The sequence below is a fragment of the Sorangiineae bacterium MSr11954 genome (genome assembly GCA_037157815.1).
Lineage (GTDB): Bacteria > Myxococcota_A > Polyangia > Polyangiales > Polyangiaceae > Pendulispora > Pendulispora albinea.
Map to the genome: position 1 here is coordinate 9,250,151 of CP089984.1, position 15,255 is coordinate 9,265,405.

Here is a 15,255-nt window from a genome sequence, read left to right on the forward strand (position 1 = left end):
GCCTACTTGCCGACTTTCCCACTTTTGCGTGCTATTCCCGGGGTGTGAATCGCTTCTACGTCACGACCCCCATCTATTACGTCAACGACATCCCGCACGTCGGCACCGCTTACACCACCATCGTGGTGGACGCCCTGCGCCGCTTTCATCTCCTGTTGGGCGATGAATCCCGCATGCTCACGGGCACGGATGAACACGGCCTGAAACTCGAGCGCCAATCGCAGGAGGAAGGCAAAACGCCCCAGGCCTTCGTCGACGAAATGGCCGAGCGCTTCCGGCAGGCGTGGCCGGTCCTCGACATCGAGACGGACGATTTCATCCGCACCACCGAAGCCCGCCACAAGCAGTTCGTGCAGGATCTCTGGCGCCGCATCGAGGAGCGCGGGGATCTCTACGAGGGGGAGTACGAGGACTGGTACTGCGTCGGCTGCGAGTCGTACAAGACGGAGAAGGAGCTCCTGCCGGGCAACCTCTGTCCGATTCACAATAAGCCGGTAGAGCGCCTCAAAGAGAAGACGTTCTTCTTCCGCCTCTCGCGCTGGGAGAAGCCGCTGCTCGAGTTCTACGAGCGCAACCCGAGCTTCGTGGAGCCCGCGACCCGCCGCAACGAGGTCATTAGCTTCGTCTCCAGCGGCCTGCGCGATCTGAGCGTCTCGCGCACCAGCTTCACCTGGGGCATCCCCGTCCCCGGCCGGCCCGAGCACGTGATGTACGTGTGGTTCGACGCGCTCACCAACTACCTCACGGCCCTCGGCCGCGAAGGCGATCCGCTCCGCCGTCACTGGCCGCCGAACGGGCGCGCGGTGCACGTGGTGGGCAAAGACATCCTGCGCTTCCACGCCATTTATTGGCCCGCGTTTCTGCTGGCCGCGGGCTTCAGCGAGAAGGAGCTGCCGAGCCAAGTCTTCGCCCACGGCTTCCTCACCGTGGACGGGCAAAAGATGAGCAAATCGCTCCGCAACGCCGTCGACCCGCTCCGCCTGGCGCGCGAGCTGGGCGCGGACACGTTGCGCTATTACCTTTTGCGCGCCATCGCCTTCGGGCAAGACGGCGACTTCTCGCACACGGCGCTGGTCGAGCGTTACAACGCGGACCTGGGGAAGAACCTGGGCAACCTCTTGAGCCGCACCCTGGGGCTCTGCGTGAAGTTCTCCGATGGCAAGACGCCGCCGATTGGAGAGCTCGGACCGCTGGAGCGCGAGCTCGCCGCCACCGCCGAGCAATGCTTCGCCAACGCGCGCTCCGCCTGGGACGAGCTCGCGCCGCATCGCGCGCTCGAGGCCACGTGGGCGCTCTCGTCCGCGGCCAACACGTATGTCGACCGCGCCGCCCCCTGGGCTTCGGCCAAGGCCGGCGACACCGCGCGCACGCACACCATCCTGGGCACCTTGCTCGAGGTGCTTCGCCAACTCAGCGTCATGATTTGGCCCGCGATGCCGCGAAAGAGCGATGGGCTGCGCGCCCAGCTCGGGCTCGCACCGCTCGCGCCGCACGCGGGCGACGCGATTTGGCCCAAGGCGCTCGCACCGCGCCCGGCCGGCGAGGCGCTAGCCCTCGGCGCGCCGCTCTTTCCGACCATCGACAAAGATGCGGAGCAGGCGTTGCTCGAAAAGCTGGCGCCGCACGTTCGCCAGGCGGAAGCGGCGGCCGCGGCGCCTGCACCCCAACCCTCCCCCGAGGGCGGAGCGGGCAAAAGCGCGGAGCCGGAGGCTGCGTCGGCGCCGATCAACTACGACACGTTCCTCGGGGTGGACCTGCGCGTGGGGTACGTGAAGACGTGCGAGAAGGTCCCGCGCAAGGACAAGCTCCTGCGCCTCTCGGTCGACCTCGGCGAGCCGGGGCCGCGGACGATCATCGCGGGCCTGGCCCTGAGCTTCAAGCCGGAGGATCTGGTCGGGCGCAAGGTCATCGTGGTCTCCAACTTGGAGCCGCGCGACTTCGGCAAGGGCCTGGTCTCGCAGGGGATGCTCCTCGCCACGGGCCCCAGCGAAGCGCTGCACCTCGCGACCGTCGAGGGCGACCCACCGCCGGGCTCGCGCCTCAAGTAGCCCCGAGGCGCCGCCGGCCGCGGGCGGCGGCGCTACGCGATCCGCCCGTGAAGCAGCGGCTGCGCGGGCGGCGCCGCATCCCCGATGGAAAACGCGGCGCGCACCCGCTCGGCGGTGAGCGCCGCGTCGCCCTTGGAGCGGACGTACAGCTTCGCCAGCTCGGTGCCGGCGGACACCTTCGCGCCGGGCTTCGCCTCGACGGAGATGCCCACCGCCGGATCGATGGCTTGATCGGTACGCGTGCGCCCCGCGCCCATCGCGACCGCCGACAGCCCGATCTCGAGCGCATCGATCGCCGTCACGAACCCCGCGCGATCGGCGGTGATCGGCACCTCGACCGCCGCCACCTCGAGCCGCGACGGATCGGCCACCACCCGCGGATCGCCGTGCTGCGCGGCCACCATCTTTTCCATCACCGCCACCGCGCGCCCGCTCGAAATGGCCGCCTCGAGCGATTTGCGCGCCTCGTCCGCGTTCGCCGCCTTTCCGCCGAGCACCAACATCTCCGCGCCGAGGAGCAAGGTGCACTCGCGCAGATCCTCGGGCCCGCGACCGTGCAGGATCTCGAACGCCTCGCGCGTCTCGTTGGCGTTGCCCACGGCGTTGCCGAGCGGCGTGTTCATATCGGTCAGCAGCGCCACCACCTTCTTGCCGGCGCGCGTCCCCACACGCACCAGCGCCTCGGCGAGCGCGCGCGCCTGCGCCTCCGTCTTCATGAAGGCGCCGCGACCCACCTTCACGTCGAGCACCAGCGCGTCGATCCCTTCGGCCAGCTTCTTCGACAGGATCGAGGCCACGATCAGCGGGATCGACTCCACCGTGGCGGTGACGTCGCGCAAGGCGTAGATGCGCTTGTCGGCGGGCGCGATCTCCTTCGTCTGCCCGATCATGCAGGTGCCGACGTCTTTGACGATGCGCGCGAAGGCGGACACCTCCAGATCGGTGCGAAACCCGGGGATGGCCTCCAGCTTGTCCAACGTCCCGCCGGAGTGACCGAGCCCCCGGCCGCTCACCATGGGCACCGGCACGCCACACGCGGCCACCAGCGGCGCCAGACAGATCGAGACCTTGTCGCCGACGCCCCCCGTGGAGTGCTTGTCGACCTTCACGCCGGGCACCTCGGAGAGGTCGAGCACCTGCCCCGACTCGAGCATCGCCTGCGTCAGCGCCACGGTCTCGAGGTCGCCCAGGCCGCGGAAGAAGACGGCCATGAGAAAGGCGGCCATCTGGTAGTCGGCCAAGCTGCCATCGAGGAGGGACGCGATCACGCGCTTGATCTCGTCCGCGGAGAGCTCGACTCCGTCGCGCTTGGCGGAGATCAGTTCGACCAGGCTTCGTTTCATGGGATGGCCCGAACGTTAGCCGAAATCGCCTACAATCGAGGCCCCGATGCGCTCGGTCACTCTTTTTCGGCTTCTCCCCGCGCTCCTGACCCTCGTTTGCGCGGCATCCGCCGTTTGCATGGCGTCCGCGCAGCCCCGGCCCGATCCCAAGCCGGAGCCCAAACCCGCCGCCGACTTTCCGCTCCAAGCGTGGATGAAGGCGAACACCGCCCCCGCCATGGAGCGCGCCGATCTCACCGCCCTGGCGAGCGCGCTCGATCGAGTCGCCGCCTTCGCCCCGCCCAGGGATTACCCGAACTGGGCGTCAATCGCGCGCGATGGCGCCAACGCGGCGCGCACCGGCCAGCTCGAACCGGTCAAGGCCGCGTGCCGCTCGTGCCACGGCCAATACCGAATGAAGTACAAGACCGAGCTGCGCATCCGCCCCATCCCGCCCTCGCATTCCTGAGACGAACTCTCTTCGACGAAGAAAGCGCACCCCGACGCCACCATGCCGGTCATCCCGAAGCCGAAGCTCCCGCGCCGCGGCCGTCCCACGGGGCGATTCACCCAGTTTCGCCGCCTCGATCGGCTCCGTGAGGTCCTCGAGTCGCACCCCAGCGGCCTCGCCCTCGATCAGATCGCCGGCATGCTGCACGTGACCACGCGCTCCGTGCGCCGCTACCTGGCGGAGCTCGAACGGGTCACGCAGCTGGAGTCGGTGCCCACGTCCCCGGGTGGCGCGCATCTGTGGCGCATCAAGCCGAGTGAGCGCGGTCGTGCGCTGCTCTTGCGGCGAACGCAAGCCTACGGCCTCCTCGCCACCCGGCGCATCTTCGACATGATGCGCGGCTCCGCGTTCTTCGACGAGCTGCAGCTGGTCACCCGGCAGTTGCTCCTGCTCGCCCAGCGCCCGGCCGCGCGCGCCGGCGTTCGCGGTGAGATCCGCAGCGATCAGCGCCTCGAGGATCGCCTTCTGTACTTGCCGCCCCCTCCCCACAACTATGCGCAGCGCGGCGAGGAGCTCGACGGCCTGTTTCAAGCGGTGGCCGATCTTCGCGCCACCACCTTCCGCTACCGGCCCAAGCGCGACGCCGCCGTCGAGCGCATCACCTTGCACCCGTTTGCGCTCGTTCTTCATCGCGGCGCCATCCACTCGATCGGTCGCGTCGCCCGTGGACCGGAGCGCTCGGTCAACCACGCACCGGATGCCCGCAGCTTGCCGCGGCCCGCGCTCAACGGCAACGGCGACGGCCTCGGCGTCTTCGTCTTCGATCGCATGCACGATCTCACCATCTTGGAGGAGCACTTCACCCTCCCCGAGAGCTTCCACGTCGAGGAGTTCCTCGAGGGCGAATTTGGCATCGCCTCGAGCCCGCGCAAAACGCGGGTGCTCATCGAGTTCGACGCCAAAATCGCCGACGAAATTCGCGCGCGCAAGGTCCACCCCACGCAGCGCCTCGCCACCGCGCCCGATGGCCGTGTCCGTCTTTCCATGACGGTGGCCCACCTCGACGAAGTGCGTCGCTGGATCCTGGGATTCGGCCCCAGCGCACGCGTGCTGGAGCCGGGCGAGCTCATCGAAGATGTGCGCGAATCCCTGCGCGCGACACTCGAACGCTACTGAGCATCGACGCGTTTGTTGCACTGCGCAAATTAAGCTCTTTTTTACGGGGTTGCGCGATGAGAACGCCCGTGGGAAAAGGCTCGTTAAGCTCATGTCCAACGCGCTGCTGAACCTGTTGCCGAACACGCCCACCGCCACCGTCAAGCCCCCGGTCGACCCGGCCACCCTGACGTACCGCGAGCTGGAACGCGGGCCGTTCTGGCAGAAGATCCCCGCGTACCGCGAGGTCGACGAGAAGCAGTTCCTCGATCACACGTGGCAGGCGAAGCACACCATCACCAACACGGCCAAGCTGCTCCGTGCCGTGGAAGGTCTGGTGTCGCCCGCCTTCATCGCCGACGCCGAGGAGGGCTTCAAGCGCGCCCCCATGAGCGTGCGCGTGAGCCCGTACCTGCTCTCCCTCATCGACTGGGAGGATCCGTACAGCGATCCCCTGCGCATCCAGTTCGTGCCGGTGGCCTCGCGCCTCTTGCCGGATCATCCGAAGCTGGACCTCGACTCCTTGCACGAGCAGCAGGACGCGCCCGTCCCCGGCCTCACGCACCGCTATGTCGACAAAGCGCTCTTCCTCCCGCTCGATACCTGTCCCGTTTACTGCCGCTTCTGCACCCGCAGCTATGCGATCGGCCTCGACACCGAGGGCGTCGAGAAGGTGCACCTGCGCGCCAACGACGAGCGATGGAAGCGCGCCTACGAGTACATCGCCTCGCGCCCCGAGCTGGAGGACATCGTCATCTCGGGCGGCGACGCGTACCAGCTCCGCGCGCAGCAGCTCGAAGAGATCGGCATGACATTGCTCGCCATGCCCCACGTCCGGCGCATGCGGTTCGCCACCAAGGGCCCGGCGGTCATGCCCATGAAGATCCTGACCGACGACGCCTGGACCGACGCGCTCACCCGCGTGGTGGAGAAAGGCCGGCAGCTGCACAAGGAGGTGGTGCTTCACACGCACTTCAACCACCCCCGCGAGATCACCGGCATCACGCAAGATGCGATGAACAAGCTCATGGAGCGCGGTGTCACCGTTCGCAACCAGAGCGTGCTCCAGCGCCGGGTCAATGACACCCCCGAACAGATGACCCTCCTGGTCAAACGTCTCGGACACGTCAATGTCCACCCCTACTACGTGTACGTGCACGATCTGGTCAAAGGCGTAGAGGATCTGCGCACCACGCTCGACACCGCGCTGTACATCGAGAAGCACGTGCGCGGCGCCACCGCAGGGTTCAACACCCCCATTTTCGTGGTCGACGCCCCCGGCGGCGGCGGCAAACGCGACGCCCACTCGTACGAGTACTACGACCGCGAGAGCGGCATCAGCGTCTACACGGCCCCCGCCGTGAAGCAAGGCCTCTTCCTCTACTACGATCCGCTCGATCAGCTCAGCGACACGATGCGTCGTCGTTGGGCCGATCCCGCCGAGCACGAGGTCATGATCCGGCTAGCCATCGCCAAGGCACGCGAGCACGTTCGCTAACAGCGCAAAAGAACGAGGGCGCGAGAGGCGCGAACCGCTCTTGCGCCAAACCGGCCGCCCACCGCGCCAAGGTAGCGTTCCGCTGATCCCATTACCGATGCGGTCTGCCGCTTGCTATCGTACGGGGCAATGGTGAATCGCGGGGCCTTGGGTGGGACGGCGGTCGGTCTCTTATTCGTTGCTTTGGCAACATCAGGCTGCGAGCAACCGCCGCTGCCCACGTTCGACGCGGTCATCAAGGTGGAGAGCGATCCGGGGCTTCCGCTCGCAGGCGCGGTTCTGAGCCGCGAGCAGAAGGACGTGGCCACCACCGACGCCGAAGGCCGCGCCAAGCTCACCATCCGCGGTGTGGAGGGCACCCCGTTCGAATATTTCGTGCGATGCCCGCAGGACTACGAGTCACCCACCAAGCCGGTGACGGTGGTGTTGCGCAGCGTCGTGGACAGGAACAAGCCGCCGGAGTACCCGGTTGCCTGCCCTCCGCAGGTTCGCCAAGTGGTGGTGGCCGTGCGCGCCGATGGTGGACCGAACCTGCCGATCACGTACCTGCAACAAAAGGTGGCCACCACCGACGCCTCCGGCGCGGCGACCATTCTTTTGCGCATGCGGCCCGGGGATCAGTTCGAGCTCGGCATCGACACGTCCATGAAGGGTTACGAGCGCCTGAGCCCGCAAAGCCCGATTTTTGCGTTTACGGTCAAACCAAAGGACGAAGTCTTCAATCTGAATGCCAAATTCATTCTGAAGCAGGGAAAGATCGTTTACCACAAACCCAAAGTCGGCCCGATCGAAGTCAAAGTGCGCACGCCCGACGGCGAATGAACGGCGTAGGAAGCGGAATATTGAACGGTCCGCTCGCACGTCCGCTGCCCGCGTGCGTCCGGCTGTGATAAGCTCTGCAGGATGAGCAGCACGCGTGCAGGTCCGAGGTTTCAAGCCCTCGGCGTGGCGTTGATCGCCGTCTTTGCGACGGGCGCCAAGTGTGAGGAGCCCCCGGTTCCCACCTTCGACGTCCACTTCAAGGTGGAGGGCGATCCCGGACAACCGTTGGCGGGCGCGGTCCTGGTTCAGAACCAAAAAGACGTGGCCACCACCGACGCGCAAGGCCGCGCCAAGGCCAGCTTGCAGGGCCAAGAAGGCACCGCCTTCGACTTTTACGTGCGCTGTCCGCAGGACTTCGAGTCACCGGCCAAGCCGATCAACGTGGTTTTGCGCAACGTGGTCGACAAGAACAAGCCGCCCGAATACCCGGTTGCGTGCCCTCCGCAGGTCCGCCAAGTGGTGGTGGCCGTGCGCGCCGATGGCGGGCCGAATCTTCCCGTGACCTACCTGCAGCAGAAGATCGCGACCACCGATTCTTCCGGCTCCGCGACCATCCTTTTGCGCATGCGGCCCGGCGATCAATTCGAGCTCGGCATCGACACTTCCATGAAGGGTTACGAGCGTATGCGGCCGCAGAATCCGATTTTCGCCTTTACCGTCAAACCCAAAGACGAAGTCCTTCCGCTCAATGCCAAGTTCGCGTTGGAAAAAGGACAAATCATCGTCCGCAAAGGTCCCGTAGGCCCGAAAGAGGTCAAAGTGCGCACCCCGGATGGCGATTGACGGTGCACGCCCCCGTCTCCCCCGTTCCGAATTCCTCGGAGAAAGAGAGCGGGAACGGGAACGTGTACGGGCAGAAGGCGTCTCCGTCCGCGCCCTCATCCGACGGGGTGGATCCACCATTACCGGGTCATGGTTCGGTCGCGATCCAGTGCGAAAAGAAGAATTCCGCCAACGGCAGAATATCGGACCCAACCGATGGTCTCCGAAAAAACTCGGCACTTTGAGCTCAGCCGAGGTGGGCAGCCTCCAAGCCGATCGCTCGGCGCCTCATGGCACGACGCGTGAAGTACATGTGGCACCGTGACGGACGGGCGCGGAGGCGGATAAGGCGGATGCGGCAGTTACCCGTCGCAAAAGGTTCACGGTCACGATAGAGTGCGGGTCGTTTTGGATATCGATTTCCAAAACAAAGGACGATTCGCGCTTCGAGCAGGGCCTCTCGTTCGAGGTGCGCCGCCCCCGGCGGCCGGTTTCCAACGAGCCAAACCACGTCAACCAACGGAAGATTCCCTTTTTAGAGCATGTTTCCCTTCCTCATTGCGGCCGTCGTACTCGCAGCCGCTGCGGCGTGGACGGATTGGCGGACCGGTCGAATCCCAAATTGGTTGACGTTCAGCGTTCTGGCGATTGCGCCCTTCGTGCATATTGCGCGTGGGTTGATCCAGGGGCTCGCCAAGGAGGATGCCCTCCTTCAAGGCGGCTTTTCGGTTCTCGGGGCCGTGATCTGCGTGCTCGTTCCGGCGTTTCTATACACGCGCAATGCCATCGGTGGCGGCGACTTGAAGGTCTTCGCAGCCATCGGCGCGCTCTGTCAGTATCCCATCGGATTCGAAGCGGAAATGTACGGTTTTCTGTCGCTCGCGCTCATCGCGCCGGCGCGACTGGCCTACGAGGGCAAGCTCCTTCGAACCATGAAGAACGCCGTCGGGCTCATGATCAATCCCTTCATGCCGAAGGAGAAAAAGGTCGTGATCCAACAAGAAATGATGAGTTGGATCCGAATGGGACCCGGCATCTTGATTGGCGCCATCCTGACTGCGGCGCTCCACTGGGGTGAGTAGCCCTCTTGATTGCTTACTCGGTAGAAGTTGCGCCGAATCATTCCAGCGCGTGCGATTTTTCTCGGGCGCGGGATGAGTTTGCTTTAGCATGGATCGCCGATGCTGGACGCTTCGCGCGCAATCTTGGATTTGTCCTTCCATTGCCCTTCATCACCGTTGCTTCCCGCAACCGTCAAACCCAGCTAAGCTGAGCTCCCCTCGATGAACCGCCGCGCTTTTGTCATCGCTCTGGTCGTCACCGTCATCGGCGTTTTTCTGCTCGCGCTGTATCAGCGCCGCTTCGAGACGGAGGCTTCGGGCGGTGAGAAGGTCAAGCTCCTCATCGCGGTCAAGCCCATCGAGCGCGGCTCCGTCATCGTCGACGACATGATCGCGACGCGCGAGGTGCCGCTGGCCTATGTGGAAGATCGCGCCATCAAGGAGTTCGAGCGGCCCAAAATCGTGGGCTTGCGCGTGGGCAACCTGGTGCAAGCGCAGCAAACGCTCATGTGGACCGACCTCGCCTCCAACGAGGAGCAGCGGGATTTGAGCGGGCTCATTCAGCCCGGCAGCCGCGCGGTCTCCATCCACACCTCGCGCGACGACTCCAACGCCGCGCTGATTCGCCCGGGTGACTACGTCGACGTCATCAGCGTCGTTCCGGAGACGGCCAAGACCGGCGAGCAGGAGCACATGACGTCGGTCGTGCTCATGCAGCGCGTCCTCGTCCTCGCCTCCGGCTTGAGCGTCTCGCCGCAGGAGTCGGTCGACCCCACCTTGGGCGGCGCGCGCTACGCGGACAACACCCTCCTGACCTTGAGCGTGACCTTGCCGGAGGCGCAGGTTCTTGCGCTGGCCGCGGAGAAAGGCCGCTTGGCCGTCGTGCTTCGTCCGCCGAACGACCAGCGCGTGACCTCTCAGGTCACCGAGTATTCCACCCGTCAACTTCTCGAAGCTCGAGAACGAGCAAACATGGCCAAAGGTGGGCGCGTTACTCCCATTGGACCCACGAACATCACCACGGAGACGAACAGATGAGGCTCGCGCATCACGCCGCGGTAGCCGTAGTTCTTGCTGCTGCCTTAACCACGACGATCAGCGTTCCGAGCTTTGCCCAGAGAGGCAAGCCGGCCGCTTCGAGCGACGATCACGCCAACGACGAGATCATCCTCGCGGTGGGTGAAACGAAGACGCTCCCCACCAAAGACGTCGCCAACTACTCCGTGGGCGTCGAGGGCATCATCGCCGTCAGCCTGACGGGCGATAAATCGCAATTCGTCATCGCCGGTAAAAAAGCCGGCTCGACGACCCTGCTCCTCATCAAGAACGATCAATCGCAGATCACCATCCCCATCACCGTCACGGCGCGTTCGCTGGCCACGGTCGAGAAGGAGCTGCAGCAGGCGCTCGAGGGCACGCCCGGCGTCAAGCTGCGCCGGGTCGGCAGCCGCTTCTTCATCGAGGGCGGCGTGACCACCGAGGGCGAGCTTCGCCGCATCGCGCAGATCGCGTCGGCCTACCCCGGCCAGGTCGACAACCTGGTGGTCGTCGGGCAGGGCGGCACGGATCGCAAGCTGCTCGTGCGCCTCGACTTCTTCTTCGTGCAGTACGAGAAGACCTCGAGCTACGCGGTCGGCCTCGGGTGGCCCACGTCGGTCGGCGGCTTCGGTCCCGACGGCACCACGCCGGTGTTCCAGTCGCGCATCGACTACGACTTGATCTCGGGCTCGACCACGGCGGCGCAGGCCTCCATCGTCAACCAGCCGCTCCCGCGCCTCGACATCGGCTCGCAGCACGGGTGGGTCAAGATCCTCAAGCAGTCCACCGTGATCTCCGCCAACGGCACGGAGGCCACGTTCCAGTCCGGCGGTGAGGTCAACGTGATCGGCTCGGCGGGTCTCACCTCGCAGCTGCAGAAAATTACGTTCGGCACGAACGTGAGCGTGCTGCCCCGCTACGATGCGCAGAGCAAAGAGGTGGAGGTCCGTCTCGACTCCGACATCTCGGACCTCACGCCACCTGGACAAGGCACCACCTTGCCGGGTCGCCAGACGACCAAATTGGCCACCTCGGTCAACCTGAAGCTGGGTCAAGCCCTGGTGCTCTCCGGCATCCGCACCCGCAATCAGCGCCACAGCGTGGCCGGCCTGCCCGGGCTCAGCTCGATTCCCGTCCTCGGCATTCTGTTCGGAAGCCACCAAGACGAACAGCGGGACCAGGAAGGTGCTATTTTCATCATCCCGAGCATCATCGAGACGGTCCCCAAGTCCGCCGTCGAGGTGATCAAGAACGCTCTCACCGCCTACGAGGATTTCTCGGGTGAGGTCGATCGGGCCGACTCCTACAACAAGACACCACCTTCGGCGAAGTAGAGGCCCAGCGAGAGGTAGCACGTGGCGGCACGAACCAGCTCCAATCAAGTTCAGGTCGTCATTCACACGGACGACGGAAGTGAGCGCACGGAGATGTGCCCGATCGGTGCCCCGATCACCATCGGGCGCCACGTGAACTGCGTGCTACGTCTCGACAGCGATTTGGTCTCGCGCCAGCACGCGGTCGTCGAGATCGGCCCGTCCTCGATGCGGGTCGAGGACGTGTCGACCAACGGGACCATCGCAGGCGAAATGCTCCTGCGCCGCCAGGCGGTCGACGTTCCCTTCGGAACGCCGATCGTCCTGGGGAACTTCACCGTGTACTTCATGGCCCCGGGGCACACCGTGGGGGCGAGCGGTTCGCAGCAGCGAGGCCCCGCGCCCATGCCGCCGCCGCACGCGGGGCACGGGCAAGCGCCGGCACATCTGCAGGCGCGCCCCGGGCCGAGCTTGGCCGCCATTCCGCCGCCGCCGGGCCGCGGTCCTGCGCCGATGCCGCATCCTCCGGGTGCACCCGGACATCCGGGCGCCCCCGGTCACGCGGAGGCCAAAGGGCAGGCCGCGCCGGGGGTGCAGCAGCCGCGGGTGCTCTCGCAGGCGCCCATCACCACGCCGGAGGCGCTGCAGAAGCGCGAGCGCGACGTGGCCTTGCGGCGCGAGATCCACAAGCTGCTCTTGGAGCACCTCGACCTGGCGACCATGGATCCGTCGAAGGTCGACGATCCGTCGATGCGCCCCAAGGTGCTCGGCGCGCTCCGGCGCATCGTGGGCAACCTCGATACGCGCATCCCCCCGGAGACCGACCGCGATGCGCTCATCGGCGAGCTGGCCGACGAAGCGCTGGGCCTCGGGCCGCTCGAGCGCTTCTTGGCGGACCCGAAGATCTCCGAAATCATGGTCGTGGATCCGAACACGATCTACATCGAAAAAGGCGGCAAGCTCACCTTGTCGGAGACGCGCTTCACGGACGACGAGCGCGTTCGCGCCGTCATCGAGCGCATCGTCACCCCGCTCGGACGCCGCATCGACGAATCGTCGCCGCTGGTCGACGCCCGCTTGAAGGACGGCTCCCGTGTGAACGCCGTCATCAAGCCGCTGGCGCTCCGCGGCTCGTGCATCACCATCCGTAAGTTCTCCAAGACGCCGCTCACGTTGGAGAAGCTCATCAGCTTCGGCGCGCTCACCCCGCAGATGGGCCAGTTCCTCACGCGAAGCGTGATCGCCAAGCGCAACATCGTCATCTCCGGCGGCACGGGCAGCGGCAAGACCACCCTGCTCAACGTGCTCTCGGGCGCCATCCCCTCGGAGGAGCGCATCGTCACCATCGAGGACGCCGCCGAGCTCCAGCTCGCGCAGCCGCACGTGGTGTCGCTCGAAACGCGCCCGGCCAACTTGGAGGGCAAGGGCGAGTACACCATCCGCGATCTGGTGAAGAACTCGCTGCGTATGCGCCCCGACCGAATCGTGGTCGGAGAGTGTCGTGGTGGCGAAGCGCTCGACATGCTCCAGGCCATGAACACGGGCCACGACGGCTCGCTGACCACCACCCACGCGAACTCGCCCCCCGAGGCCATCTCGCGCTTGGAGACCCTGGTGCTCATGGCCGGTATCGATCTCCCCATCCGCGCCATCCGCGATCAGATCGCGGGCGCTGTTCACGTCATCGTCCAGCAGTCGCGCTTCTCCGACGGCTCGCGCCGCGTCAGCGCCATCACCGAGGTGGTGGGCGTGGGCGACGAGGGCACCATCGAGATGCGGCCCATTTTCGAGTTCGTCCGCACGGGCACGGGCCCCGGCGGCAAAGTCATCGGAGAGTTCCGCGCTACAGGGTACCTGCCGTCCTATTTGAACGATTTCATCGTCATGGGCCTGGTGAAGCGCGGCGAGGCGTATCTATGAGTTTACCCAAGGTCAACATCGCGCTCACCGACGAGCTGCTCAAGGGCGGGAGCTTCGTGCTCACCGCCTTCGGGATCTTCGTCAGCGTGTGGGCGACCACCTCGGATCCTTCGAGCTTCGTCTGGCGCTACTGGGCGCGCTACACCTCGTCGCTCGAGCGCAAGCTCCGCCCGCAGTTCATATGGACCAAGGGGAGCACCATCGCCGGCGGACAAGCCGCGGCGATGTTCCTGATGCTCCTCGCGCACGCGCTGGTCCGGCTCTCCAACTTCGTGCTCGTGGTGGGCACGGTGGCCATCATCATCGGCCCCACGATCTGGGTCGAGAAGATGCGGCGCGATCGCGTCCTCGCCATCGAGACGCAGCTCGACACCACCATCCTCTCGCTGGCCAACGCGCTGAAGTCGATCCCCAGCATCGGCGCCGCGTTCCAGTCCGTGGTCATGGTCATCCAAGATCCGACCCGCCAGGAGTTCGAGCTGGCCGTCAAAGAGATGAAGGTCGGCAGCACGCTCGACCAAGCGCTCCTCCACATGGCGGCGCGCATCGGCTCGAGGCAGGTCGACTCGGCGCTCTCCGCGGTGCTCATCGGCCGTCAGATCGGCGGTAACTTGCCCAAGGTGCTCGAGCAAACAGCCGCCACCCTTCGCGAGATGGCCCGCCTCGAGGGCGTGGTGCGGACCAAGACGGCGGAAGGCAAGGCGCAGCTCTGGGTCATGGCGCTCTTGCCGGCGGCGCTCATCTACGCGCTCAACATGTTCTGGCAAGGGTATTTCGATCCTTTGACGAAGAGCATCTTCGGCTACTTCCTCATCGTCGTGTGCGGTGGTCTGTGGATCGGCGGCATCCTCGCCGCCCGCAAGATTCTCAACGTCGACATCTGATCTTCATCTGTCTTCCCCGGATAGCGCAAGCCGATGTACCTGCTCTCCCTTCAAACCATCATCCTGCGGCACGCGACCCTGATCGTGTTCGGGCTCGGGCTCTTCGCGATGACCTACATCATCGCGGCGGCCCCCACGCGCGTCGCCAGCCGCCTCGGTCTGCGCGGTCTGAAACGCCAGCGCGCGCTCGAGAAGAGCGAAGGTTGGCAGAGCGCCGAGCCCCTCGTTCGCTGGCTCGGCGTTCGCGTGAGCGGCGTGGTGAGCGACGACATGCGCACCAAGATCGACACGCAAATTTCGCTCGCCGGCGACTACATGGGCCTCACGGCCGACGAGTTCGTGGCGATGAGCGTCCTGTCGTCCATCGGTGGTTTCGCGGCCGGCCTGCTCCTGGGCTGGATCAGCGGCCTGGGCGGCGTGGCGGTCATCCCGCTGTGCCTCATCGGAGGAGTCCTCCCGTACATGGAGGTGAGCGGCGCCGCCAACAACCGGCTCAAGCAGATCGGCCGCGGCCTCCCGTACGTGATCGACCTCATGGCCCTGGCCATGGGCGCGGGCCTCGACTTTCCGGGCGCCGTGCGGCAGGTCATCGAGAAGTCGAGCAATCCCGACGATCCGCTGGTCGAAGAGTTCATGCTCATCCTGCAGACCCTGCAGCTCGGTCGCACGCGCAAGGACGCCCTGAACGAGTTCGCGCGGCGCGCGCCCAACGAGACGGTGAAGGAGTTCGTGGCCGCGCTCGTTCAAGCCGAGGAGCGCGGCAACCCGGTCGCGGAGGTGCTGCAGATCCAAGCCACCTCTACCCGAAACAAGCGCTCGGTGCGCGCCGAGGAGCTCGCCGCCAAAGCGGGCGTGAAGATCGTCGGTCCTCTGATGATGGTGTTTCTCTGCATCCTCGGGCTGATCCTGGGCCCCGCCATGATGCAGATGACGGGCAGCGGCGGAGCGCTATAAGGCAAGGCAACCAAAGAATGCGAGTGG

At 65.8% G+C, this 15,255-nt stretch carries 14 protein-coding genes; 13 read left to right on the forward strand and 1 reads right to left on the reverse strand.

Going from position 1 to position 15,255, the window contains the following annotated elements; translation table 11 throughout:
• Positions 1-44: 44 nt before the first annotated feature.
• A complete protein-coding gene (gene metG, locus LZC94_36130; protein ID WXB13260.1) occupies positions 45-2,048 on the forward strand; it encodes a methionine--tRNA ligase in 2,004 nt (667 codons plus the stop codon).
• Between the two features lie 32 nt (positions 2,049-2,080).
• Here the strand turns inward: metG and LZC94_36135 are convergent, their stop codons facing one another.
• Positions 2,081-3,391 (reverse strand): thymidine phosphorylase, encoded by a 1,311-nt coding sequence (locus tag LZC94_36135; protein WXB13261.1) that lies wholly within the window; start codon positions 3,389-3,391, stop codon positions 2,081-2,083.
• A gap of 46 nt (positions 3,392-3,437) precedes the next feature.
• On the opposite strand from LZC94_36135, the gene LZC94_36140 reads away from it, so the two are divergent.
• From LZC94_36140 to LZC94_36195, 12 genes are all read left to right on the forward strand, one after another.
• Positions 3,438-3,839, forward strand: a complete 402-nt coding sequence (locus LZC94_36140; protein WXB13262.1) for a hypothetical protein — start codon at positions 3,438-3,440, stop codon at positions 3,837-3,839.
• A 42-nt stretch (positions 3,840-3,881) separates the two neighbouring features.
• Positions 3,882-4,997, forward strand: a complete 1,116-nt coding sequence (locus LZC94_36145; GenBank protein ID WXB13263.1) for a WYL domain-containing protein — start codon at positions 3,882-3,884, stop codon at positions 4,995-4,997.
• Between the two features lie 91 nt (positions 4,998-5,088).
• Entirely contained in the window at positions 5,089-6,474 is a 1,386-nt protein-coding gene (locus tag LZC94_36150; protein WXB13264.1) for a KamA family radical SAM protein, read from the forward strand.
• A gap of 129 nt (positions 6,475-6,603) precedes the next feature.
• Complete coding sequence (locus LZC94_36155) at positions 6,604-7,296, forward strand: hypothetical protein (protein ID WXB13265.1); 693 nt, start codon at positions 6,604-6,606, stop codon at positions 7,294-7,296.
• 81 nt (positions 7,297-7,377) lie between these two features.
• Entirely contained in the window at positions 7,378-8,079 is a 702-nt protein-coding gene (locus LZC94_36160) for a hypothetical protein (GenBank protein WXB13266.1), read from the forward strand.
• Between the two features lie 521 nt (positions 8,080-8,600).
• Positions 8,601-9,140, forward strand: coding sequence for an A24 family peptidase (locus LZC94_36165; GenBank protein ID WXB13267.1), 540 nt, complete (start codon positions 8,601-8,603; stop codon positions 9,138-9,140).
• Between the two features lie 5 nt (positions 9,141-9,145).
• Positions 9,146-9,331, forward strand: a complete 186-nt coding sequence (locus LZC94_36170) for a hypothetical protein (GenBank protein WXB13268.1) — start codon at positions 9,146-9,148, stop codon at positions 9,329-9,331.
• A 10-nt stretch (positions 9,332-9,341) separates the two neighbouring features.
• Positions 9,342-10,157: a Flp pilus assembly protein CpaB gene (cpaB, locus tag LZC94_36175; GenBank protein WXB13269.1), complete on the forward strand. Its 816-nt coding sequence runs from the start codon at positions 9,342-9,344 to the stop codon at positions 10,155-10,157.
• Entirely contained in the window at positions 10,154-11,491 is a 1,338-nt protein-coding gene (locus LZC94_36180) for a type II and III secretion system protein (GenBank protein ID WXB13270.1), read from the forward strand. Before cpaB ends, LZC94_36180 begins: the two co-directional genes overlap by 4 nt.
• A 21-nt stretch (positions 11,492-11,512) precedes the next feature.
• Positions 11,513-13,390 carry a Flp pilus assembly complex ATPase component TadA gene (gene tadA / locus LZC94_36185; GenBank protein ID WXB13271.1) on the forward strand — a complete coding sequence of 626 codons (1,878 nt, stop codon included), beginning with the start codon at positions 11,513-11,515 and terminating at the stop codon, positions 13,388-13,390.
• On the forward strand, positions 13,387-14,274 hold the full coding sequence (locus LZC94_36190) for a type II secretion system F family protein (GenBank protein WXB13272.1): 888 nt from the start codon (positions 13,387-13,389) through the stop codon (positions 14,272-14,274). The genes tadA and LZC94_36190 overlap by 4 nt, the downstream gene beginning before the upstream one ends.
• Positions 14,275-14,307: 33 nt before the next feature.
• Complete coding sequence (locus LZC94_36195; protein WXB13273.1) at positions 14,308-15,228, forward strand: type II secretion system F family protein; 921 nt, start codon at positions 14,308-14,310, stop codon at positions 15,226-15,228.
• Positions 15,229-15,255: the final 27 nt, after the last annotated feature.